This is a genomic window from Oligoflexia bacterium (assembly GCA_034439615.1).
In the GTDB taxonomy this organism is placed as follows: Bacteria; Bdellovibrionota; Bdellovibrionia; order JABDDW01; family JABDDW01; genus JAWXAT01.
Map to the genome: position 1 here is coordinate 35,645 of JAWXAT010000005.1, position 24,502 is coordinate 60,146.

Below are 24,502 nucleotides of genomic sequence, written 5' to 3' on the forward strand. Positions count from 1 at the left end.
AGGAAGTGTTTGCTCTAGCCTTTAGTCAGTCACCGCCAAGATTGACGGTTGGGGAGTCAGAACTTTGGCGGTTTTAAAATTATTTGCAGCACTTTATTTGTTTAAGAGATGAAGGTGCCTATTTTTTTACTTATTCTGAATCGTCTGCTGAATCAATGGATGCATATTAGGATTCGCAGCCAAAACTGATTTCATTGAAAAATGAAACGGGTCATTTTCAAAATTAGTTACAACACCACCGGCTTCAGTGACGAGTAAACACCCTGCAGCTGTATCCCAAGGGGCAAGTTGACGTTCCCAAAAACCATCATATACGCCCGATGCAACCATACACATATCAAGTGCCGCTGAACCTGCACGACGAATTCCGCGGGCTTTTACCGCGAGCAATCTAAAATCTCTTAATTCTTGATCAAGATATTCATTGCGTGAATAACTAAACCCCGTTGCAAGTAGACTATCTTCGATACGATCTGTGCCACTAACATGAATGGGCTTGCCGTTAAGAAATGCACCTCGACCACGAATTGCTGTGTATATTTGTTTTAATAAAGGAGCATACACAACACCAACCTCAACAACGCCATTTACCTCTAAACCAATTGATACACAGTAAAATGGAAAACCATGAACGTAATTTGTAGTTCCATCTAATGGATCAACAACCCACAATTCAGCCGCTCGATCTGAGCCAGAATAACCCGCCTCTTCACCTAAGACCTGATGTGTTGGATATGCTTTGTGGATAATTTTGGTGATAACCGCTTCGCTCTCTTTATCAGCCTCAGAAACTAGACCTGCACCCTCTTTGATACTGACAAATTTGAGTCGCCGAAAGTACTTCAATGTAATCGCACCGCCTTTTTTTGCGGCGTCTAGTGCAACTTTAAGTGCTTTGTCTTGCTGTCTCGTATCCATTGATAAGATCTTAAAGCACACTTCAGGTCCTTTGTCCAAAAAACCGGGTACATGCAAGTCACCTGATTGACACTTGGTCGCGTCAGTCTGTACCATATGACTATAAGGTAGGTGCTTTCAAAAAGGGCATTAAGTGACTTTAACAAAAAGGGTAAGGGAATGTTAAATCAAACTGGCGGATCAAGAACAGATACACTAATCAAACTAGTTCTAGTGTTTTTCCTATCACTACTTTCTTTCTCAGTGGGAACTTTCGTAGGAAAACAATTTAGTGATAGCCAACATAAAATTGCCGATCTCGAAAGTACCGGTGAAGAAGAGCGCAACACGGCTTCTATTCCCGCTGACGTAGCAAAAGTCGAGCCTAGTAGTGCAATTTCTGAAGAAGAAATTTCCAAACTATCAGATGAGTTTGTGAAAAAAGAAAAATTAGAAGCTGCCCCTGCTCCAGATACCGCTACTGCAAAAAATGAAGCTGGATCAGAAGGTCTCACGGGCACTGCAGTGGGCGAAGAAGCGCCAGTTGCTGAAGTTAAAAAGAATGAAACTGCTGAAGTTAAAAAGACAAACACCGTACATGATGAGATCGCAGATATTTCAAAGCGACTTGCCACTGGCGAAAAAATTGAAGCTCCAAAAGCAAAGCCCAGTCGTATTCCTTCAAGCCTAACTAAAGATCTAGCTAATTCAGTTGTTGGAAAGTTTACGATTCAACTCTCTGCACATGCTACAGAAGAAGAAGCAAAAGCTAAATCACAAGAGCTTGTTGATAAGGGCCTGAGCGCATTTTATATTCCAGCTGCGGTTAATGGCAAAACATGGTACCGCGTAAGCGTGGGTCAATTTGACGATGCTAAATCAGCAAAACACGCTCGAGCAGATGTAGCGAAAAAAGCGGGCGCTGAGTCAGCAATCGTTCAAAAAATCGGAAATTAATAAATAAACTACAACTAAAACACATCTTGATAGCGCCGCAAAACGGCGCTATATTTTTATCTCATGAACACCAAACGAGTTGAAAAGCCTTGGGGCTATGAATTGATTTACGCAGTCACAGAGCGCTATGTGGGCAAGGTATTACACATTAATAAAGGCGAAGCCCTGAGTCTTCAGTACCACAACTTCAAGGATGAAACGATTCACATCCAAAAAGGTAAAATCAAATTTTTGACAGCAGCGAATCCCGACGCTCCACTTACAGAAACCATCTTATCACCTGGCCAAAGTTTCCATATTACACCAAAGCTCGTTCACCGCATGGTTGCACTTGAAGACACCGACATCTTAGAGGTGAGCACTCCTGAACTTGACGACGTTGTGCGCCTTGAAGATAGGTACGGCAGAAACAAGTGAAACGATTCGCCATCATCATGGCTGGCGGTAGTGGCACTCGCTTTTGGCCAAAGAGCACTAAACGCTCACCTAAGCAACTTCTCCCCCTCACATCTCAACGATCACTTTTGCAGATGACCAATGATCGACTTAATGGGCTCGTCGATAAAACACATCGCTGGGTAATCAGCACCAAGCTTTTAGAAAAAGACATCAAAAAACAACTTGGCGCGGTTAAGATTCTTTCTGAACCTGTTGGGCGTAACACCATGGCCGCAGTTTGCTGGGGAGCATGGAGCATCGCGCAAAAACACCCCGATGCATTAGTTGCTGTGTTACCCGCAGATGCACACATCACTGAAAATAACGCATACAAAGCTGCACTTAAAACCGCATTTGAAGTCGCTGATAATGAAAACCGCATTGTGTGTTTGGGAATGAAACCCACCTATGCAGCAACTGGTTATGGCTATATTCAAGCAGGCCAAGATCTGCAAGCTGGAGGCCTTAGCATTGTAAAGTTCATCGAAAAACCATCACTCCAAACCGCAGAAACACTCGTAAGTTCAAAAGATTTTTTATGGAATGCTGGGATCTTTGTATTTAAGGTGAAAACTTTTATTGAAGAAACTAGAAAACATGCTCCTGCATTTGCAAAAATATTTGATTCGGTGATGAAAACCCCAAAACGTTTAAATTCAGTTTATAAAACTATCCCCAAAGAACCTGTTGATATTGCACTTATGGAAAAAACAGATCGCGGAGCCGTATTGCCATGCGATTTTGGTTGGAATGACCTTGGTTCATGGACAGCCCTAGAAGAAGTATTAAAATCAAACTTTCCTGGTGGTGTTATCAATTCAGAGTGTGACTCTATCTCTATTGATTCCCATGGAAATATCGTTGATGCACCAAAAGGTAAATTTGTCGGCCTCATAGGCGCTGAAAATCTAATTATTGTTCAAACACCCGATGCACTTCTGATTTGTTCTAAAGATAAAGCCCAAGATATCAAAAAACTTGTTAGCCTTTTAGAACAAAATAAAAAACTTGGCAAAAAACTACTTTAAAATTACTCAGCTGATGCAGGACTCGTTGAATCTTTTTGAGTTTTGTTTGGGCTAAGCGCACCCTCCACACGGGTGACTCGTCCATCAAACTTTTCATCGATTTCAGTACGAATGACTTTGCCCGCTCTGTAATAAACCCAGAGATCAGGTTTACCATCAGAATTTCGATCTACTTCTTTTTTACGTAATTCATTTTTAAAATAATGTTTCCAGATATTGGTATCACCATCTGCTTGAATTTTTCTTTTAATCTCACCTGATAATAAATCATATTCAGAAACCACATCTACTATGGCGTCGTAATCTAAATCCATTTCGGTTTTAGACATTTTTCCTTTTTCCCAATGTTTAACGAGGTCAACTTTTTTATCGCGGTTAATATCAAAGAGCTGCATCAAAAGTTGTTTTGTTCCATTCTCATTTTTTATGAATAAAACAAAAATATCAGGGCTTCCTTTGCCTGCTGAATCTATTTTCTCTAGAATATTTTCTGGCCCAATATTTTTGAGATAATCGTCTAATTTAATATTTTGAACCAAGGGCTTTTTGTCTTTTTCAGTATCTTTTTTTTCAGAATCTTTTTTCTCGGTAACTTTTTTTTCTGAAGCGGTAGGCACTGGCGCCCCAAGTACTGTTACAGATAATGTTAATGTGATAAGTCCCACCAGAAATTGCATTTGTTACCCTCCCCAAAAGCGCACCGTGCGAGTTGAAAAATCGTAACTAATATTTCTATTTTTGGCAAGCCGCATTAGATGTAGCGAGCGACGCGTTATAATATATGTGAAGAAAAATATCCGAGTGATAGTGTGTAGTTATAACCATCCACATTAGAGTACTGATAATATTTTACGGCTGCATTATAGCCGAAATCTTTAAACAAGACGCCCATAATACCCAGACCTATGTCTTGAACAAAATAAAAGTCAGAACTTTTCTCAGACATTCCCATTACTGAAGATTTAACTGTCTTATAGAGCGACCCCGCTCCAAAAGTTACATACGGATTAATATGATTGTTGAATTCATAACGATACTTTGCCTCAAGAGTCATGAGCAAATCAGATTGCTGAACTGACACTGTTGCATTTCCGTCAGTGGGGTAAGGTAAATAAGAAAGATGAAACCCGGCACCATAGGGCCCTTTAAACGCCATGACATCACCACCATATGAATATTCACTTACGCGATCTTTTTCACCAGTAGGTGGTGTGTAACTTGTTTTTCCAAATTGTGGGCCCAAATAAAAATCAGCAGCGTATGAAGTTACCCCGAATAAATTTAGACTCATAAGAATAAGAAATAGGCACAACACTCGCATTTTATTCTCCACGATTCACCATTCTCGGTGGATTAATTTCAAAGCCTTTACACGGTTTGAAATTTTGAATGGTTAATTCATCACCAAATACAGATAGAACCTCACTACAGACATCAGGTGATAATTTTTCATCATTAAAAAAAACTGAAATGGTTTCGCCCATGCTCATGAAATCTGTTTTTCTATTTTTTGTGAAATTCTCAGCAAACCGAGGTAAAAAATTTAAAATCGCTATTTTTGTTTTTTCAGCGCCCCAGATATTTGACAATCGATAAAAAAATGAAGCGTAAATACTACCAATCTCATGTTGCTCGAGTCGACGGCGCGGACTATCTTCATTTAAATTATGATCAACAATATCTTTTAATTGCTGTTTTTTATTTCCGGCAACATTTTTTTTCACCTGCACATCACGAGAAAGATTCTTTTTGGCCGAAGGCAACATCCATGCAGGATTTTTTGAATACTCATAAGCGAAATAATCAGCTAAACCTTCATTCAGCGCTGAAGCTAACAGTACGTTTACTTTAGCTAGCTGTTCTGGCGTTAAGTCTGTGATGTCTTGTGGGTCAGGAGTAAGTTCAGCCGTGCGATCAGCCAATTGTGTCATCACAAAATTTGTTTTAGCATGAAAAATTCTATGAAAATACTCATGGGCAACGATACCGCCGTTAAATCCCAAGGGTAACTCATCTCTTTTATAAGGGTGGTACACAAAGAGATCCAACATCGATATATAGGCTGCATTGTTAGTGATAGGATATGTTTCAAATCTTTTGTCTGTAAAAATATGCTCAGGGTCAACAATTACAGCATAGGGAAATTCCAACTTATCATTTGCATTAAACCCGTCATAAAAGGTTTTTGTTCCTTCGGTATGATACATGACCGTTGAGAGTAATAAAGATGTGTAGTCTGTAGGGATAAGCACATCGCCAACAGTGGCGAAATGAGCAGATGGCGTATTTTGGCCACTGATTTTTGTATCGATGATACCCCAGTCTTTAGCTTTAAGATTTTCAACTTCATGTGAAACTTTGCCGCCATACTTTAAATTTGCCACAGAGCCTGTCATAGACTGAATATCACTTACCGATCTTAGCTCGACCGTAGTAAAGCGATATTGCCCCTGGCCGTCTTCAAGTGGGATTCTCACCTTATAAATCCCGTTATATTTTGGCTCTTTTTTAGTGCAAGACATGGCTATAAACACGATGGCCATTAAGACTGAAATTTTACAGATTACGCGCTTCACAAGTAGTCTCCGAGAGAGTAAAGACATAGCAATACTGAGGCCATGGAGGTGCGTAATATATTGAGATTTCGCTCCTTTTTTGAGACAAAAAGCAGCTAAACCGCATAACTTGAGGCTATTTTGGGCACCCTGACGTTTGATTTCGCAAAAGAACTTAATCCTGAGCAGTGGTTTGCTGTGGAATCAACTGACGGCCCCGTCTTAATTTTAGCTGGAGCAGGAAGCGGCAAAACTCGAGTTTTAACCTATAGAGCTGCGCATCTTGTGGCCACTGGCAAGGCACATCCCAGTGAAATTTTAGCCGTCACATTCACCAATAAAGCAGCTCGAGAAATGCTTGAGCGCACAAATAAGTTACTCACGCGCATAGGCGTTGATCGCACATCAGAGCCTTTATGGATAAGTACATTTCACTCATCATGTGTGCGCATTTTACGTCGCCATGTAGAATTACTTGGCTACGGTTCAAGCTTTGCGATTTATGACGACGGTGATCAGCTCTCAATACTTAAAAAAGTTTGTAATAATCTAGGAATCAACGACAAAATTTACCCTCCTAAGAGTTTTCAATTTCAGATCAATCAAGCAAAAAATCAATTTATAGACCCAGCAGAAATGAAAAAAAGGAAATTTCATTTTATGGATGAAAAAAACGCCACCGTCTATGAAGCTTATGAAAATGAGATGCGAAAAAACAACGCTCTTGATTTTGGCGATTTACTTTTCAAAACAGTTGAGCTCTTTCAGCAACATAAAAATCTTTTAGAAGAATACCAAGAGCGCTTTCGCTACATCATGGTTGACGAGTATCAAGATACAAATCGTGTTCAGTACCTCCTTGTTCAACTTTTAGCGCAAAAATACGGCAATCTTTGCGTTGTTGGTGATGAAGATCAAAGTATCTACTCATGGCGAGGGGCTGATATTTCAAATATTCTTAACTTTGAACGTGATTTTCCAAATGCGAAGGTTGTTAAATTAGAACAAAATTATAGATCAACAAAAAATATCGTAGAAGCCGCAAGTCATGTCATTCGTAACAATACTGAAAGAAAAGATAAAATCTTATGGACTGAAAATTCTGTGGGCGAGCTTATCACCTTACGTGAAGAACCCACTGAACAAGACGAAGCTAGAAGCCTTGTGCGCGAAATTAAAACATTAGCCCAAGATGAAAATCTTAATTTTAATGAATTTGCTGTTTTTTACCGAACTAACGCACAATCAAGAGTCATTGAAGATCAACTGCGCAGTCATCAAGTGCCTTACAAAATTATTGGCGGCATGAAGTTTTATGACCGCGCTGAGATTAAAGATATGATCAGCTATCTAAAAATTATCTTAAATCCCAGAGATAGTATTAGTCTCAAAAGAATTATTAACACACCCGCTCGGGGCATCGGCAAAACAACAATTGAAAAGTTAGAAAAATATTCTGATGCGCAGGGGCTTTGTCTTTACGATACGATTATCCCTGCCCTTGAAGAAAAAATACTTGATCGAGGTGCCACAAGAAAAGTTTTAGAATTTATGGAAATGCTCACAAAACTCATTGAGCAAAATAAAAACGCCTCACCTATTGATGCCTATCACTCGATCTTAGATGCTACTCAGTATGTAAATAAATTACGTCTTGAAGACACACCCGAAGCTCAAGCTCGAGTTGAAAATTTAGAAGAACTCGATTCAGCTATTGCTGAATTCCAAAAAGAACGTGGAGACGAAGGTACACTTCAGGCCTTGCTAGAAGAAATGGCTTTAGTTACAGACGCTGACAAACACAATATCGAACAAGTACATGCAGTGACACTGATGACCCTACACGTATCAAAGGGTTTAGAATTTCCGGTGGTGTTTGTTGTTGGTTTAGAAGACGGGTTATTTCCTTCATCGCGAACAATAGAAGAAGGCGATGGCGAATGTGAAGAAGAACGCAGACTTTTTTACGTCGGCATGACTCGCGCACGCCAAAGACTTTTCTTAAGTTATGCTCGTACTAGAAAAGTATGGGGCAATGATCAGATGAACCCACCGAGTCGATTCTTAAATGAAATTCCTGAAAATTATTTAAATAAAATTTCATCCCTACAACGACCATCAACTTCTAGTTGGCGTGCTCCCACATTAGGTCGAAACTCGTGGTCAAAACGCAGTAATGATACATCTGCAGATGCCATGCCTTCATACGAAGATTTTGGAGATGCCCATAGCGATATGGATAGTGATGCAGCCAATGGTTTTAAAAAAGGAATGCGTGTCAGACACCCGAGCTACGGCGTGGGTGTGATTCATCAAGCCGAGGGAAATGGCGATGATCAAAAAGTCACAATTTTGTTTCCAGATAATTCGATCAAAAAATTTGTCGTAAAGTTTGCAAGGCTTGAGCGCGCCTGACAAGAAATGTTCTATTTCACAGCCTCAATTGGCAAACCCATTTGATGATCAATACTAAGATTATTCTTAGCATTTTTTAATTCTTCCCACTCGTGCTCATAATCACCCACGTCACTAGGCTTGAGCATCTCAACCTTTGGATCTCGATAAATTCCTTTTCGACTATCCCAACCTACAAACTCACGAACACCCTTGGAAGCTGAAACCATAAAGTTTGGTACAAGAGTTGTTTTTCCGCCACCACTGGGAATATCAAGGGACAATGTTGGCATGGCAAGACCTGAAAGATGCCCCCACATTTCACGCATGATCTCTTCACTACTTTCAACTGTTGTGCGTAAGTGATCAGTGCCTTCACTTGGATCACACTGAAACATATAATAGGGCTTCACTCGCAAATACAAAAGTCTGCGGTTAAGCGCTTGAATGATCGCAGCATTGTTATTCACACCATTGAGTAAAACCATTTGATTTAAAACTGGAATCCCGTGATCAACAAGCAATGTAAGTGCTTGCCTTGCTTCAAGGGTGAGTTCTTTTGGATGACTAAAGTGACTCATCATATAGACAGGCGCATAACGACGCATGATTTTACAAAGATCTTCATCAATACGCATTGGGCAAACAACTGGCATTCGTGAGCCAATACGAATAATTTCAATATGCTCAATACTTCGAATATCACTAAGCACACGATCAAGAAGTGAATTTGAAAGTGTAAGCGGGTCACCGCCCGAAAAAATCACCTCACGAATACCGGGGTGAGAGCGTATATATGACAGGGCTTTTTGATATTCATTTGAATTGATGAAACCTTCATCTTGGCCGGTAAATCGCTTTCGCGTACAAAACCTGCAATAAACACTACACGTATCAGTTACTAAAAATAAAACCCGATCAGAATAGCGATGAATTAGATTTTGCCCGTGGCTATGAGTTTCTTCAGCCAGCGGATCAAGCATTTGTTGCTCACCAGCTTCTACCTCTAATACATGAGGCAGCATGATGCGCTTTAACGGATTCATAAAATTACTTTGATTTTTTTTAGCAACACTATTTGATTCTTCAATTTGAGCAGCAATACTTGCGTAATAAGGTGTTGTTGATACTTTAAAGATGCTTTTAAGTTGTTCAAAACCTTTGATTTCATCAGAGCTGAGATTAAATACTTTTTCAAAATCTTCTTTTTGAGTCAGTCGATGTTGAAGCTGCCAAGTCCATTGGTACCATTGATGAGAATCAATAGCCTCATATGCACTAGCTTTCTTTGTGGATAAGAAATCAAACTTCATAGTGACGACATTTGTCGCTTATAGGGGTGCGTTGTGTCAAGTTTTGATACATGTCTAACCCACATAAATCATTAAGGAATTCTAATCCACTTTAAAGCTCTGTTTGAAGACCTGTGATTTTTAGTAATTCACCCATGGCGCATACCCTTTTAAATTCTCAATGATTCTCGACGCCTAGGCAAAAACAACTCGTTGGCGTGGCCTTTGGAATAAGAACAGTCATGACGGCCTAAGCGCTGCAAGTTTATTTAAAAGGAGAGAAGCGATGAATCGCCTACTTGTCACATTAATTCTAACGCTGGTTTTAGTTGTTTCATTTATGAGCACCGCACAAAGTGCAGTTACAGACATACCCTATAACGTAGAGCTACAAGAAATTGCGACAAAGCAAACGGCGCAAACAACAGCTGAATGTAGTGGTGACTGTCTTACAACGGATAAGCAGAACCCAACTACTCCTGAAACTAAAAATACAAAAGACATTGCAGCCGTCATCGCAATTGCAGTGCCGCCTGCCGTACCGACTACTGATAAAGCCAATCAAGAAGCACTCGAAGCAGACATCTATGCATGCGAAAAAGATAAAGAAGGTAATCTTCTCTATGGAATCAACCGCGGAAAATGTCTCACCGAAAAAATTAAACAACTGGTTAAAGATCGTAAACATCGCGAAGACATCATGGAAGCCATGGACGATCTCGAAGTTGCCTATAATGATTTTCTCATGGGCGAAGATGACGAAGATTCATTTGAACGCGATAATGACGAAGACTCTGATTCAAGTTCATTGCGCAGAAGTCGAAGAAATAGTCGAAGAAGTGATCGCAGCAGTGCAAATTCAAGAAAACGTGAAGTTAAAAAATTCGAAAAACTTATTGAAGGACTTGATAGCCGCACGGTAAAGAATTCAAACGTACGCGCACGTGCACGTGAAATCTTGCTCTTTGGCAAACATCTTGTTTATAGCAATAACGTTGCTCGCGTTGAAAATTTAAAAATGCAAATTAAAGGTGCTTTAGAAAATAAAGACTACTCAACAGCACAAAATCTAGTTAATCAACTTAATGATCGAAATCTAATGAAGAATCTTTTTGAAACTAGAGGCGATGCACTTGTTGCATTAAGAAACTATAATAAAATTTCATCCAAACTTGACCCCCAATATGATTGGGCAATAAAAAATTCGAATGAAAATCTTATCTCTGCAATGAATAGAATCTCTTCTGCTCAAGATAGCAGTAGTGACCCACGACAATATCAACAAGAATTAATGAAATTACGTGCCGCCATTGAAACAAGAAGTCGCAGTCAAGTTAACGAAGGTGGAACTGTTGCTAATCAAAATACAGGAATGTTTGGCGATATTCTAACTGAGCTTGGAGTGAATCGTCCACGCACACAAAACCAAAATGGAAATGGCACAAACTCAAACGCTGATTTTGGATTTAACTACTCACCACGTTCATCAGGTAATGCTAATAGAATTTCACTAGAAGCTTTTGATCTCTCGTCTACAACCACAAATAACAGCTCTGGTAGATCTATTTTTGATACCGGCAGTACAGCCCCAGGAAGTAGATTAGGTAATTATCTCAACTCAAATCCTGCAGCTCAATATGCCGTAGCTCCTGTTGGTCAAAATTATTTACCAACTACAAGCTTGGGTCGTAATTAATTATAAATTCTCTAAGCGAAATGAAAACCCGATTGTTATAAAAGTCAGCGGAATTGGCCCGAGGCCTTGTGCGATTTCAAATCGCGCATCCGTTGCAGGGTGAAGTGAATAATACGTGCCCAAAGCTAAACCCACGACACCGTAGTCTTTAACTTGACCCACAAATAAATAATGATCATCACCTATAAATGATCGAATGTAGGGCCCCCAACTTGAGTTCTCGTAATAAGTTTGAAAACGAGGGCCGATTGTTCCGATATAATGGGTTTCTCCATTTTGGGCTGCAATCCTGATTGATGCATCAATATAGATCATGTCGTGTTCATTGTATGATCCGATTCTTAAACCAGAAAAACCTTCGACTAAAATATAACTTGAAGTACTAAACGCCGTACCAAGTGAAACTCCTATATCAAATATTTGAGGTGAATACGGTTCATCTTTAATTGGACTCACATACTGATCTATTTGTGCACTTGCATTTATAGAGATGCCAAGTACTACAGACATGAGGGTTATTGAAATTTTTCTGAAAAACCGAGGTTTCATTTCATCAGGCTAACAACACTCAACTGAATTAGACCAACAAAAAAGCCTTAAAAATAAAACCCCTGGGTTTCCCCAGGGGCCCTGCTCGCCGCCGCTCACTGATGCCAGCTGCTTTTCGTAGTTGTTTATCAGAGCTGCAAAATCGTAGATGCCGTCGAGATGCAATTAAAATGCGATCAGAAGTTGATGGCGGCTTTCGAAGTTAAACCGTATGCAAAATCATTTCTAAAGTTTTGTCCGGGTGTTCCTGTCCATGCACTGCCGGGAAATAAAAATCCCATAGTGGTGGACCACATAAATTTATCTGTGGGATGATAATTGATTCCTAAATCTGCTTCAAAACCTATAGAGTTACCCACATTTCCATTGGCTGCTGACGTAGCAGGCTTTTGTAATGTTGCATATGCAACTGTTCCAAGTAGATCATACTTTTCGCCCAACGCTAGCTTGATATTTGGCGCGAAGTAAATGGCGTTACTGATCACTTCAGTATCTAGACCACCTAATTCAGAAACTCGTGAAGCTGGATTTGAAACTCCAGCAACTTGTGCAACTCGGCTACCCGCCATATTTGTTTTCAAAAGATCGTATTGCCCGAGTGCATGATTAAACATCATCATGGCGATATCATAGTTTGGGCTGAAGAAATAACCTTCAAAGCGTGCTGTGTCTGGATCATCCCCACTGGCAACACCAGCGAGTAAATTCAAAGTAAGACTACCCGTACGATAACCAAATTGCCCTGCTAGACCAAAGCCTGACATCTCAACTCTCTCAAGACCACTTGGTGTTTGAATTTTCACACCACTGTAGCCATTTAAGAAACCAAGCTCAGCACCTAAATTAAAGTTGTCGGTGTTTTTCTTCACAAAGAAATTCATGTTGTATGCTTGATAACCATCATAGAGAATCGCAGGTTGTGCAGCACTACCAAAATTTGAAGCGGGAAAATCATTACCACGGCTTGGTGTACCAGCATCACGTGGTGCCACTCGTGAATCAAACAAAAATCCCATAGCAAAATCTGTCTCAGGATTACTGTACTCAGCGGTCACAATATAATCGTTGATGTCATCTTCTGAAGTGAGAGCTGATTCACGCACTTTACCGTATGCTGGAGTAATAGTGATGTTACCCATGACAATTTTATAAGCCACAAGATCTTTTGTTGAGAGCCAGTGATCAAACGGGCCATTGCCAGCATTGTAAGCCATACCAAGACCAAATTCAAAAGGCACTCGCCCAATAACAAGTGCACCGAACTCGTGGATCCAATCCATGTAGAGTTCGTTCACTGCAATGGTTTGACTTTCTTGAGCAGTTGATTGAATTGCTGAGGGTGTCCCTTGAGTACTTGTAGAACTTGTTTGTGTTCCTGAGTAATCACCTAAAGGTGCACCGGCTTGGTTATTTGAAATTGAATTATTAAAAATATCAAACCGAGCTTTGATGTTAAGACCATCGGTTGCAATAATTTTTGGTTTTAAGACTAAGTGATTCAAAATGTAGCTGTTTTCAATACCGGCGTTTTTATCGAGTGTGAGGTTTTTAATGAAGATTCCCTCAGCGCGATAATAACCAGACCAGCCAATGTCACCAGCATGTGAGAAATTCAAATAGCCAATATTTACGAGTAGTATGAGAACGACGCGCATAATCACGCAGCTAACCCCCCTAAAAGAATTCATAATTCCTTGATTCATTTGGTATGTCTCCAGAAGAAAAATGTCAAACGTTAAACAAAATATAATACGTTACCATACATCACAATATGTTAACGGTTCAGCTTACAAATATAACGCGTCACGCTAAATCAGCGTCCTCGACGTTGTTGTTCTTCTTCGTAGTATTTCTTGTAGAGGAGATCGTATTCCCTTGAACCTTCAAAAATGCCTTTTTTCATGGAGGTAATTTTTTGACGGACAGCATCATCAACCGAAGTCTCGCGTTTTACATATTCAATCACTGCACGCTTAGCCTCACGGATAACTTCATCTTCATCTGTATATTCAACAAGATCATCGTTCCAAATTCCGTCTACAATTACGTGGGCTAAATGGGTTTGACGATCTTCACTTAAAATCACAAAACTATTCCTTTTTGTTTCGCTAACTTTTGTTTCAACATTGGAAACATCTTGCGACGATCAAACCCGCCTGGGTTCTGGATTTCAAGCTCATCCATCATGCGGTGAACTTCTTGTACCAGATCATCTTCTCGCTTAAAGTCTAGGTTCACAAGTTCAATTGCCCGAGCAATAACTTCTTTCTCAGATTTTTTAAATTCAATGAGTTCTCGCTCTTTGAGTTTATCAATCACGTTATGAACTAAACGATCAATTTGTGTAGGATGTAGTTTCATCGAAATTGACTAAATGCCCACAACCCTTCAATGTCAAGAGAGATGGTAAAAAAACGTTGGGCTATTATTCTCATTATCACTTCTATTAGTTTGCTCGCTCTCGGAGCCTTTGGCCTTGTAATATGGGGAACAAGGTTAAATACGACTATTAAAGACAGACTTGCAGGTAAACGTTGGGCAGCACCTACTGAATTTTACGCAGCGCCGGAACGTTTTCTTAAGGGCCAATCTCAGATTTCAAAAACACTTTCCAGTACACTCGAGCGCCTTGAGTACCAAAATATTTTAGTAGAAAAAAAACTGACCCCAGGGGATTTCACCAAATGGACTCCAGAAATTTGTAAGCAAAAAGTTCAAGCTGGTATTCCGGATGACACGGTTACATGTTGGGCTATTAAACCACGACAACGCAGCGGTGGCGCACCACCGACTAATACACAAATTGCTACTGAACGTGCTCTGCAAGTTTTAGCTGTAAACGCTGAAGATGTGATTGTGGAAGTTTACGAAGGTGAGCCCCCTCAAACTGCTGCTGTTATAGAATTAGAACCAGAACTTTTTGCACAATTTTATGGCGGTCAACCTGTACTCAGGCAAATTGTTTCACTAGGTGATGTACCACCGCACCTGCTTAATGCGGTTTTAGCTATTGAAGACAGTGCCTTTCTCACCCATCGAGGTGTGAGTTGGTCTGGTATGTTAAGAGCCGCTTTTAGAAATATAATGAAAAGGCATGTTGCTGAGGGCGGAAGCACCATCACACAACAACTCATTAAAAATTATTTTTTAACACCAGAGAGAACTTTTAAACGAAAAATTACAGAAATTCTAATGGCACTGCTTTTAGAATCGCAATTCACTAAAGATGATATTTTAGAAACCTATATTAATGAAGTGTATCTAGGTCAAACAGGTCCGTTTGAAATTCACGGAGTTGGAGTTGCAGCAAAAAACTTTTTTAACAAACGTGTTGGTGAACTTTCCATTGGCGAGAGTGCTCTGCTTGCCGGTAGCATTCGAGGCCCCAATACGTATAATCCGTTTAAGCATGCTGTAAAGTCTCAAGCACGTCGCAATGTGGTGCTTAAACGCATGCGTGAGTTAGAATTAATTAGTGCTGAAGAATATGAATTGGCACTTAATGAAACTTTACCCATTGAGAAAAAACAATTGCTGCGCGATTTAGCGCCATTTTTTATCGACTCGGTGAAATTCCAACTTCAAAAGCTAAAACTTTCAGATCTTGAGGGTTTGCAAGTTTACACCACATTAAATTTACGCGCACAACAAGCAGCAACGGCATCAGTAACAGAGGGCTTAGCGCAAATCGAAAAACAATATGCCAGCATTCAAAAAACTGAAAAATCTAAAAATATAAAATTACAAGCAGTCCTTATTTCAGCTGATCCTACAAATGGTTTTGTTGAAGCTGTTGTGGGGGGGCGTGCGTATAATGAAACCCAATTAAATCGCGCTGTAAATAGCCAACGTCAAGTTGGAAGTATTTTTAAACCCTTTGTTTTTTTAGCGGCGTTTTCGAGTAACGACCAAAATGGGTCACCCTACACTCCACTCACTCAAATACTAGATGAACCATTCACTATAAAATATGACAAACAAAGTTGGACCCCTCAAAATTATAAGAATGAATATGAAGGAAATATTCCGCTTTATCGCGCACTCGAAGGAAGTCTTAATGCTTCAACGAGTAAAATTGCACTTCAAGTTGGAATTCCAAAAGTTATAGATGTGGCAAGACGTGCAGGTATTGATACGTCACTTCAAGCAGTTCCAAGTATAGCACTTGGGAGTGCGGGGTTAACACCCCTTGAAGTTTTGCAATCATATTGCACTCTCGCAAGACGCGGTGAACTGAATCCGTTGACATTTATTTACGTTGTTATGAATGCCACGGGCGATATTTTATACGAATTTAAACCTGCACGTTCACAATCCCTTGACCCCATTGAAGTCAGGCAAACTGTTTCACTGATGGAAGGGGTGTTTTTACGAGGAACAGGGCGCGGAATTCCCGCACAAGGATTCACTCACCCGGCAGCAGGAAAAACTGGAACCACATCAGATACAAAAGATGTTTGGTTTGGCGGATTCACACCACTTCACGCAGCCGTTGTGTGGGTTGGTTTTGATCAGCCCACACCTACTGGTTTGACAGGTGCCACTGGGGCAATTCCCCTCTGGACTCAATACATGAAAACTTATGCATCACGATATCCACCCGTTGATTTTGCCATTCCTGAAGGTGCGAGTATTGTGGCGTTTGATCCGGCCAGTGGAATGTTGGCTAAGCCTACGTGTGCTGTTCAAGTGAGGCATGTTTTTAAAAACGGAACTGCCCCAAGTTCTGAGTGTTGGTTGCATTAATTTTAATCACTACCACATCTGACCAAGCTGGTGACATTGTGACACTCCACGTCCAAATCGGCTCTGAATTATAAAAATCACTCCACGCTAAACCATTGAAATTACTGACCCAGGACAAAATGCACCATGGCTTTGATCTTGCTTAGAATACTCTGTTGGCGTTGTTACAAAACATATGAATCAAAGGCGATCGGTAGTGGCATTCGTAGTTCGTTGGAAGTATTTCTACCCCCTCTTAAGACTCTTGGGAGCCGTGGGCATCGCTTTAGTTTTGCTCCGCTTTCACTTTCATTATTTAGAAGGAGCACTTTACGATGCTCGCGTTAGATTTAGCCCCTCACCTTCTATCACCGGACAAGTCGTAACAATCGCAATTGATCCAAAAACCGTTTCAACATTTCAAGGTGAACCAGATACCAAAGACAACATCAGTTTACTTGAACAATTAAAAACAGAAAGCCCACAAGCAATCGTTTACATGGCCGACCCCACTCAATGGGTTGGGAGTATGCCCGAAAAAACAAAGTTCGCACTTACAGCCGCACAAATTCTCAATTTCTTTTTCACCACAGAACAAATTGCACCCGTTGGAAAATACACACAACAAAGACTGGCAAAGCCTTTTGACAATCTCTCGCTCTCGCCCGCACCAATTACTCGCGATAATATTACGTTTGCGGGAGATAAAGTCACCAGACGTGTACTCTTAGCTTTTGAAGGCCAATTGGTTTTACAGCCTATTTTAGCTAACCTTCATAATCAGATTGTTCACCCCGCAGCTTATCGCGGGAGTTTTGAATCAGAAGGAAGTATTTTTAATTATATCCGCTATCGCCCCACTGGAACATACAAAGCACTGAGCTTTGTCGATGTGAAAGATGGAAGATTTCCGAAGGGCTATTTTAATAATAAAATTGTACTCATCGGTCGCGACACACAACTTGATACTGACGATTACATTCTCACACCGCACTCCCGATACCCGCTTGCGATGTCACGGCTTGAAGCACAAGCAAATATTATTGATACACTAATCGAAAATAATGGTGTTGCCCGCGCACCAACTACGGTTGATATCATTTTGTCAATTCTTGTGGCTTATTTGACGGTGCTTATTGTTTGGGGAGCTAGCCCCATTGCTGGAATTGCGCTCTTGTTTTTACAAGCTTTTGTATTTTGCATATTTGCATACTCACTCTTTGCTGTCTTTGGATTATGGATCGACATGATTCATCCGTTGATGGCGATTTTTGTTTCTTACTATTTCTTTATTCCCTATCGACTTATCAAAGAAAATAAAAAGAGCTGGGAGTATTATCAAAAAAATAGACTTCTCACCCAAGTTGAAGAACTCAAAACTAATTTTCTCTCTATGATGAGTCATGATTTAAAAACTCCCATTGCGCGCATTCAAGGAATGGCCGAAATGGCTCTCAACGATAAGAAAAATCTTTCTCAAGAACAGAATCAAGCGCTAAAGACCATCATGCGCTCAAGTGAAGAGCTCGGCAATTTCATTGGCAGCATTTTAGATTTAAGCCGCATTGAAAGCAAAGAAGTGAAACTTCAAAAAACAAGTCGTGACATTAACTCAGTGGTAAAAGAGACCATTAAAAAATATGACTTCAATGCTCGCCAAAAAAACATCACTCTAAAAACTGAATTAGAACCACTTTTTAGCCTCAAAGTTGACGTAGATCTTATTCGTCAGGTTTTTAGTAATCTTATAGAAAACGCCATTAAGTATAGCCCTGAGAATTCTATTATTAAGATTTCATCAAAAGAAGAGAACGGCCAAATCTTAGTGCGTGTAACTGATGAAGGCCCCGGTATTGACCAAGATGATGTGGACAATATCTTTCTTAAATTTTATAGAAGTAAGGCCGCAAAAGCGTCTCCTATTAAGGGGTCGGGTTTGGGACTTTACTTAGCAAAGTATTTTATCGAACTTCATAACGGAACAATAAACGTGGAATCTCAACCAATGAAGGGATCCACATTTACAGTGCAATTGCCGCTGGTATAAGCGGCCAATGCTAATTAAGGGAGCAAACGAATGCTAAAAGTACTTGTAGTAGATGATGATCAAGGGCTCAGAACTTCAGTGCGAGCAGCACTTTCTTCAGCAAACAAGTTTGAAATCGACGAAGCCGCTGACGGACTCGAAGCTGTCACCAAGGTTCGTGCCGGTGGAGTGAGCCTTGTAATTCTCGATGTTGACATGCCAAATCTTGGTGGGATGGACGCTCTCAAACTGATCAAAGAATTTAACCCTGGGATCATCGTTATTGTTCTCACGGCCTACAGTAATATCGAAGACGCCGTTCGTGCCGTAAAAGAAGGTGCGTACAACTACATCGCAAAACCCGTTAAACAAACCGACATCATTGAAATGATCGACAAAGCAATGGCTGCTCATGATCTCATTGAAAAAGTGGCTTCAAGTTCTCCTATTTTGACACTAGAAGGTGGCCGAAAATTTGTGGGCACGAGTCGTGAAATGCAAAAAGTTTTTAATATCATTCATAAACTCTCAAAAGTGAACACTCCCGTTCTCGTACGTGGTGAATCAGGTACAGGCAAAGAACTTGTTGCTCGAGCCATCCATTTTAACGGCTCACGCAAAGACGAAAAATTTGTTGCGATTAATTGTTCTGCTATTCCAGAGAATCTTTTTGAAAGTGAACTCTTTGGTCATGAAAAAGGGTCTTTCACAGGGGCTGATCAACGAAAAATCGGCAAATTTCAATATGCAGAAGGTGGAACTCTCTTTTTAGATGAAGTAGGAGATCTCTCACCCAATATGCAAGTGAAGCTCTTACGTGTTTTACAAGAAAAGAAGTTCACCCCTGTCGGGTCAAACCGTGAAATTGAATCAGATGTGCGCATCATTGCAGCTACAAACAGAAATCTTGATGAAATGATTAAATCAGGTCAATTCAGAGAAGACTTGTTTTACAGATTAAATGTTATTCCGGTTGTTCTTCCGCCCTTGAAAGATCGCAAAGACGATATTGATCGCCTGCTTACTTTGTTTATCAGCAAGTTTAATAAGAGCCACGCTAAAGAAATCACAGGTGTCACACCTGATGCCGTCACAGCGCTTAAAAAATATGAATGGCCTGGTAATATTCGTGAATTAGAGAATGTCATCGAACATGCTTTTATTATTGAAGGTAGTAATTGGATTACACTCACAAGTTTGCCTGAGAAAATCACAGGTGAAATAACAGAGGGCAGCGATTCTTATGATACCCAAGCTCTGATTAAGTCTTCAGAGGGTATTACCCAAGAGATTTTTGATTTTAATCGACAAAAAGAAATGTTTGAAAAAGAATTTATCATCAAAGCTTTGAAAGCATTTAAAGGACGAATTAATCAAACAGCTCTGCACGCAAATATTCCAAAAAAGACACTCTTACGTAAAATTGAAAAATACGGAATTATTGCTAAGGAGTATTCAGAAAAAATCTAAATCAAGCGTCAAGCTTTTTCGTAATACTGAAAGATAAAACTACATAATGATCTGTTGCATGCATGAGCAAAGACATTATTCGTACAATTTCTTTAAGTTCAAACTGTTTCAGACTTGCCCCCATTGCAATGTTCAGGTTAAAAATACCTTCCATTTCAAATAAACAGGGGAGTTCTGTTTTTGATTCCACAGGCTTTTACAACTCGCGATATGAGTGAGGCATACAAATGGCTTCAGAGTCTTCCGCCGACTATTCGAGAAGAAATGAAATCCATGGAACAAGTCGTATCGCTTTATCTGCGCGCCAAGAGATTTGGCGGATCTGTACCCACCACAGATGAATTGAATCAAGCGCCCAAATTTCATACTGAAACAGAAGCCCCAAAGAGCAGTCAAGATTTTCAAAAAGCACTCAAAGGTTTAAAACATGAATTAGAACAATTTGATTTTGCGCCCTCGCCACAACCGCCACAAGCTCAAGCTCCGGCGAATACACAGACCAGCAATGAATCAGCTGAACCTCCACTACCACCACAATCAACGCCCAATATACTCTCAAGCCTCAGACTTGACCCCAAGAGCCGCCAGATTGTGAATGAAGTCAGAGAGAGCTTAAATTTAAGCTCTGATATGGAAGTCATTCGCATGAGCCTTGTACTTGCGCACAAAAAACTCAAAGATCTGTCGTCATAACCAAAATAGGGCTTTCTAGGCATGCGGGTTGCATTGTTTATTCTTATGCACAAACGAACTTTATTTTTAGCTGCATTAGTATTGGTTTTGGCAGCCCTTTTGGCCCCAATACCACAAGCCCAGGCAGGCGGTATTTCAACCTCATGCTTTAAATTACTTCACAAAACTTTGAACTTTATTGAAGATAGTTTGTTTCCTGTTAAGTCCACATTACCAGAATATATTCCCGACCCTTCAATCACACATGTTGATCCAACTCTTATTGGTCAAAATTACCATGAAACAAAATATAATTTTAAAGTTAAAAGTTTAGAACCCGGCTTTGGCCCTCATGATGCTGACTATATTCATGATCCTTGGCACCAATCTGTGAATCGAATTTACCCCGTGAATGGTCGGTTTTATACTTCGAGAGGAATGTTACCCGAAGGTGCATTTCCAGAAAAATATTTAGATTATGTAATGACTGAAAAAGGTGATTTTTACGCCGCTTTTCAACATACGGGTTCAACCGTGATTCGCCACTCCTCATATCTTGCGGGAGCACCCGTTGCAGGTGCTGGGCAGATTAAATTTCATGGGGGCATTCCCGTTTACGTAAACAACAATAGTGGGCATTACAAACCCGACACGGTTTTTCTTAAACAAGTTTTATTAAGACTTCAAGAACTCGGATTTGATCTAAGTCAAATTGTTGTAAATGTAACGCCACACCCCTAGCAAAGGCCCCTTTGACATGCCAACCGATTTACACTAATCTGAACCCCAACTTAGCACTATTTTTCTTATCGTGAAAAAGCCACTTTGACCAAAACCATGGGTCTTAAAAGGTATTGTATGACAGACACACAAACTGATTATCGCAACACACTTAATCTTCCTGAAACTGACTTCCCCATGAAGGCCAATTTACCGGTAAGAGAACCAGAACAAGTTAAAACTTGGCTTTCACAAAAGACTTACGAACAAATTCAAGAGATGAATAAATCCAAACCTCTCTTTGTCATGCCCGATGGCCCTCCCTATGCTAACGGCAATATTCACGTCGGCCATTGTCTAAATAAAATTCTTAAAGACATCGTTATCAAATATAAATCCATGGCGGGCTTTCGTTCAGTGTTTATTCCTGGTTGGGATTGTCACGGACTCCCTATCGAACACGCTGTTGCAAAGGAATTAGGAAACAAACGTCGTGAAAAATCTGATGCAGAAATCAGAAAACTTTGTCGCGAATACGCCAGCAAATATATTGATCTTCAAAGAGAACAATTTAAACGACTTGGCATTTTAGCTGATTGGGATCACCCCTACACTACCATGGACACCCCATACGAAGCCGCCATGATCAGAAGTCTTGCACGCATCTACGATGCGGGTCATGTTTATCGTGGTGAAAAACCAGTTCATTGGTGTTGGTCTGATGGAACCGCCCTTGCTGAAGCAGAGGTTGAATACGCAAATCGCAAAGACCCATCAATTTACGTTAAATTTGAAGCCGCAAAGAATTTAGATAAACTAGGCAATCCAAAAAATAAAACATACTTTGTTATATGGACAACCACTCCCTGGACTCTCCCTGCAAATTTAGCGATCAGTTTAAATTCAGAATTTGATTATGGTATTTATGAAGTCGATGGTGAGAACTGGGTTTTAGCAAAAGAACTTGCTCCTGCATTAGAAAAAGCTTCGGGGAAATCACTTAAACTCACAAACACTTTTAAAGGCTCTACACTCGGTGGGACAAAAAAAGTCGGTGATTCGTTTGACGGTGTAGTTTGTCGACATCCGTTTATTGACCGCGAAAGTTATGTGCTCTTAGGCGATCACGTAACACTCGATGCTGGTACGGGTTGTGTTCATACGGCTCCTGGTCACGGACAAGATGACTATCAAGTTGGTTTTAAATATGGCCTTCAACCCTATAACCCCGTCAACGATTGGGGCAAATACACAGATAAAGTTCCTGAGTATGTGGGCCAAAAAGTTTTTGATGTGAATCCAAAAGTTGTTCAAAGACTTCGCGAATCAGGGCATCTCATTGTTGAAGAAACTTTAGATCACAGTTTTCCTCACTGTTGGCGCTGTCATAATCCAGTTATTTTTCGAGCTACAGCTCAATGGTTTATCGCTATGGATGAGACGGAGAAAAACAAAAGCAAAGGTTCGATACGTAAAAAAGCATTAGAAGAAATTAAAAAAGTAAAATGGTTTCCAAGTTGGGGTGAAAATCGAATCACAGCCATGGTTGAAAATCGCCCTGATTGGTGTATCAGCCGCCAAAGACTTTGGGGAGTACCGATTCCCGTATTTTATTGTGAAAAATGCCAAGAATCAGAGGCCTCCGCTGAACTCATGAACAAAGTGGCACTTAAAGTTGAAAAACAAGGTTTGGAATCTTGGTACACATCAGAAGCTAGTGAGTTTTTAGGTGCGAATCATAAATGTAAATGCGGTCACGGAGTTTTTAAAAAGGGTTCTGATATTCTTGATGTTTGGTTTGATAGCGGAGTTTGTCACTCAGCTGTTCAAGAAACCAGAGAGGGCATGAGTAATCCAGCTGATCTCTATCTTGAGGGTAGCGATCAACATCGCGGTTGGTTTCAATCAAGTCTCATGACCAGCATTGCAATGCATGGCCGCGCACCGTTTAAGAATGTACTCACACATGGTTTTGTCAACGATGCTCAAGGTCGTAAAATGTCAAAGAGTATCGGCAATGTTTTAGATCCTCATAAATTTATGGAAAAAAACGGCGCTGAAATCTTAAGGCTTTGGACAGCTTATGTTGATTACAGTAACGATCTGCAAGCCGGACAAGAAAGTTTTGACCGAGTCTCAGAAAGTTACCGTCGCGTTCGAAATACTTGTCGATATATTTTAGGAAATATTTCTGATTTTGATCCTAAAAAAGATTCAGTAGATTACGAAGATCTATTAGATGTCGATAAATGGGCGCTCTCAAGACTTGCTAAACTTATAAAAACGAGCACTGAATCTTATGATAAATTTGAGTACCATCCTATTTATCATGCGCTTCAAAATTATTGCACCGTTGAACTCTCAGCTGTTTACTTAGATATTCTTAAAGACCGACTTTACACATTTAAAAAAGATGGCATTGAGCGTCGAGCCGCACAGACTACGATTTATCTCATCTTGCGTAATATCGTTGGAATTATGGCTCCTATTACTAGTTTTTTAAGTGAGGAAGTGTATTTAAGACTTCCAGGGCATGAAAAAGAAAGTATTTTTCTAACTGACTTTCCAAAAGCTGATCCAAAATGGTTTAATCAAAGCCTGGAACAAAAATGGTCTAAACTTTTTGAAGCCAGAAGTGTTGTTACAAAACAACTTGAAGAAGCAAGACAGGGCAAAATGATCGGATCAGGGCTTGAAGCTAAAGTAGAATTAACTGTTCCTGTACAACATAGTGATATTTTCTATGACAATGCGGTAGAACTCCCCAGCATTTTTATTGTTTCTCAAGTTAAAATTAAAGAAGGTCCAGAATTTTCGGTTAAAGTAGAAAAAGCTGACGGAGAAAAATGCGAACGCTGTTGGAACTTCAGTGCACAGACAAATAAAGATTCTAAATTTCCAAACATTTGCCCCAAATGCGTAAAGGCACTCTCATGAAAATAAAATATCTTTTACTTTCAACAATCAGCGGAACAATCATTGCCCTTGATCAATTGACAAAGCTCTATATTCACACGCGATTTCACTTAGGCGAATCTAAAACTATAATCACTGATTTTTTTGATATCACTTATGTCAGAAAC

Annotated in this window: 21 protein-coding genes; 11 read left to right on the forward strand and 10 right to left on the reverse strand. The window is 40.1% G+C overall.

What is annotated here, in order from left to right; genetic code table 11:
* Nucleotides 1–126 precede the first annotated feature (126 nt).
* On the reverse strand, nt 127–918 hold the full coding sequence (locus SGI74_01350) for an inositol monophosphatase family protein (protein ID MDZ4676127.1): 792 nt from the start codon (nt 916–918) through the stop codon (nt 127–129).
* 159 nt (nt 919–1,077) lie between these two features.
* Between SGI74_01350 and SGI74_01355 the strand changes: the two genes are divergently transcribed.
* The 3 genes from SGI74_01355 to SGI74_01365 all read left to right on the forward strand — a co-directional run bounded on the left by SGI74_01355 (nt 1,078) and on the right by SGI74_01365 (nt 3,320).
* The gene (locus tag SGI74_01355; protein ID MDZ4676128.1) at nt 1,078–1,854 is read left to right on the forward strand and encodes an SPOR domain-containing protein; all 777 of its coding nucleotides are present in this window, start codon (nt 1,078–1,080) and stop codon (nt 1,852–1,854) included.
* A gap of 63 nt (nt 1,855–1,917) precedes the next feature.
* Nucleotides 1,918–2,271, forward strand: a complete 354-nt coding sequence (locus SGI74_01360) for a cupin (protein MDZ4676129.1) — start codon at nt 1,918–1,920, stop codon at nt 2,269–2,271.
* The gene (locus SGI74_01365) at nt 2,268–3,320 is read left to right on the forward strand and encodes a sugar phosphate nucleotidyltransferase (protein ID MDZ4676130.1); all 1,053 of its coding nucleotides are present in this window, start codon (nt 2,268–2,270) and stop codon (nt 3,318–3,320) included. The genes SGI74_01360 and SGI74_01365 overlap by 4 nt, the downstream gene beginning before the upstream one ends.
* Before the next feature lie 2 nt (nt 3,321–3,322).
* On the opposite strand, the gene SGI74_01370 is transcribed toward SGI74_01365, so the two are convergent.
* From SGI74_01370 to SGI74_01380, 3 genes are all read right to left on the reverse strand, one after another.
* A complete protein-coding gene (locus SGI74_01370) occupies nt 3,323–3,997 on the reverse strand; it encodes a hypothetical protein (GenBank protein MDZ4676131.1) in 675 nt (224 codons plus the stop codon).
* 95 nt (nt 3,998–4,092) lie between these two features.
* Nucleotides 4,093–4,611 (reverse strand): outer membrane beta-barrel protein, encoded by a 519-nt coding sequence (locus tag SGI74_01375; GenBank protein ID MDZ4676132.1) that lies wholly within the window; start codon nt 4,609–4,611, stop codon nt 4,093–4,095.
* 31 nt (nt 4,612–4,642) lie between these two features.
* Nucleotides 4,643–5,896 carry a hypothetical protein gene (locus tag SGI74_01380; protein MDZ4676133.1) on the reverse strand — a complete coding sequence of 418 codons (1,254 nt, stop codon included), beginning with the start codon at nt 5,894–5,896 and terminating at the stop codon, nt 4,643–4,645.
* A 120-nt stretch (nt 5,897–6,016) separates the two neighbouring features.
* Between SGI74_01380 and SGI74_01385 the strand changes: the two genes are divergently transcribed.
* Nucleotides 6,017–8,290 carry a 3'-5' exonuclease gene (locus SGI74_01385; GenBank protein MDZ4676134.1) on the forward strand — a complete coding sequence of 758 codons (2,274 nt, stop codon included), beginning with the start codon at nt 6,017–6,019 and terminating at the stop codon, nt 8,288–8,290.
* A gap of 11 nt (nt 8,291–8,301) precedes the next feature.
* On the opposite strand, the gene SGI74_01390 is transcribed toward SGI74_01385, so the two are convergent.
* The gene (locus tag SGI74_01390; GenBank protein ID MDZ4676135.1) at nt 8,302–9,582 is read right to left on the reverse strand and encodes a KamA family radical SAM protein; all 1,281 of its coding nucleotides are present in this window, start codon (nt 9,580–9,582) and stop codon (nt 8,302–8,304) included.
* Nucleotides 9,583–9,847: 265 nt separating this feature from the next.
* Between SGI74_01390 and SGI74_01395 the strand changes: the two genes are divergently transcribed.
* The gene (locus SGI74_01395; GenBank protein ID MDZ4676136.1) at nt 9,848–11,257 is read left to right on the forward strand and encodes a hypothetical protein; all 1,410 of its coding nucleotides are present in this window, start codon (nt 9,848–9,850) and stop codon (nt 11,255–11,257) included.
* On the opposite strand, the gene SGI74_01400 is transcribed toward SGI74_01395, so the two are convergent.
* From SGI74_01400 to SGI74_01415, 4 genes are all read right to left on the reverse strand, one after another.
* Complete coding sequence (locus SGI74_01400) at nt 11,258–11,806, reverse strand: hypothetical protein (GenBank protein ID MDZ4676137.1); 549 nt, start codon at nt 11,804–11,806, stop codon at nt 11,258–11,260. It lies immediately after the preceding gene.
* A gap of 176 nt (nt 11,807–11,982) precedes the next feature.
* Complete coding sequence (locus tag SGI74_01405; protein MDZ4676138.1) at nt 11,983–13,509, reverse strand: hypothetical protein; 1,527 nt, start codon at nt 13,507–13,509, stop codon at nt 11,983–11,985.
* Between the two features lie 110 nt (nt 13,510–13,619).
* Nucleotides 13,620–13,892 (reverse strand): DUF507 family protein, encoded by a 273-nt coding sequence (locus SGI74_01410; protein ID MDZ4676139.1) that lies wholly within the window; start codon nt 13,890–13,892, stop codon nt 13,620–13,622.
* Entirely contained in the window at nt 13,889–14,167 is a 279-nt protein-coding gene (locus tag SGI74_01415) for a DUF507 family protein (protein ID MDZ4676140.1), read from the reverse strand. Before SGI74_01415 ends, SGI74_01410 begins: the two co-directional genes overlap by 4 nt.
* A 42-nt stretch (nt 14,168–14,209) precedes the next feature.
* On the opposite strand from SGI74_01415, the gene SGI74_01420 reads away from it, so the two are divergent.
* From SGI74_01420 to SGI74_01430, 3 genes are all read left to right on the forward strand, one after another.
* Nucleotides 14,210–16,552 carry a PBP1A family penicillin-binding protein gene (locus SGI74_01420; GenBank protein MDZ4676141.1) on the forward strand — a complete coding sequence of 781 codons (2,343 nt, stop codon included), beginning with the start codon at nt 14,210–14,212 and terminating at the stop codon, nt 16,550–16,552.
* 175 nt (nt 16,553–16,727) lie between these two features.
* Entirely contained in the window at nt 16,728–18,578 is a 1,851-nt protein-coding gene (locus tag SGI74_01425) for an ATP-binding protein (protein ID MDZ4676142.1), read from the forward strand.
* Nucleotides 18,579–18,608: 30 nt separating this feature from the next.
* Nucleotides 18,609–20,027 (forward strand): sigma-54 dependent transcriptional regulator, encoded by a 1,419-nt coding sequence (locus tag SGI74_01430; GenBank protein MDZ4676143.1) that lies wholly within the window; start codon nt 18,609–18,611, stop codon nt 20,025–20,027.
* Between the two features lies 1 nt (nt 20,028).
* Here SGI74_01430 and SGI74_01435 read toward each other — a convergent pair whose 3' ends face one another.
* Complete coding sequence (locus SGI74_01435; protein MDZ4676144.1) at nt 20,029–20,217, reverse strand: hypothetical protein; 189 nt, start codon at nt 20,215–20,217, stop codon at nt 20,029–20,031.
* A 20-nt stretch (nt 20,218–20,237) separates the two neighbouring features.
* On the opposite strand from SGI74_01435, the gene SGI74_01440 reads away from it, so the two are divergent.
* From SGI74_01440 to ileS, 3 genes are all read left to right on the forward strand, one after another.
* Nucleotides 20,238–20,720, forward strand: coding sequence for a hypothetical protein (locus SGI74_01440; GenBank protein MDZ4676145.1), 483 nt, complete (start codon nt 20,238–20,240; stop codon nt 20,718–20,720).
* Nucleotides 20,721–20,765: 45 nt separating this feature from the next.
* Entirely contained in the window at nt 20,766–21,440 is a 675-nt protein-coding gene (locus SGI74_01445) for a hypothetical protein (protein ID MDZ4676146.1), read from the forward strand.
* Nucleotides 21,441–21,557: 117 nt separating this feature from the next.
* Nucleotides 21,558–24,356: an isoleucine--tRNA ligase gene (gene ileS / locus SGI74_01450; protein MDZ4676147.1), complete on the forward strand. Its 2,799-nt coding sequence runs from the start codon at nt 21,558–21,560 to the stop codon at nt 24,354–24,356.
* Nucleotides 24,357–24,502: the final 146 nt, after the last annotated feature.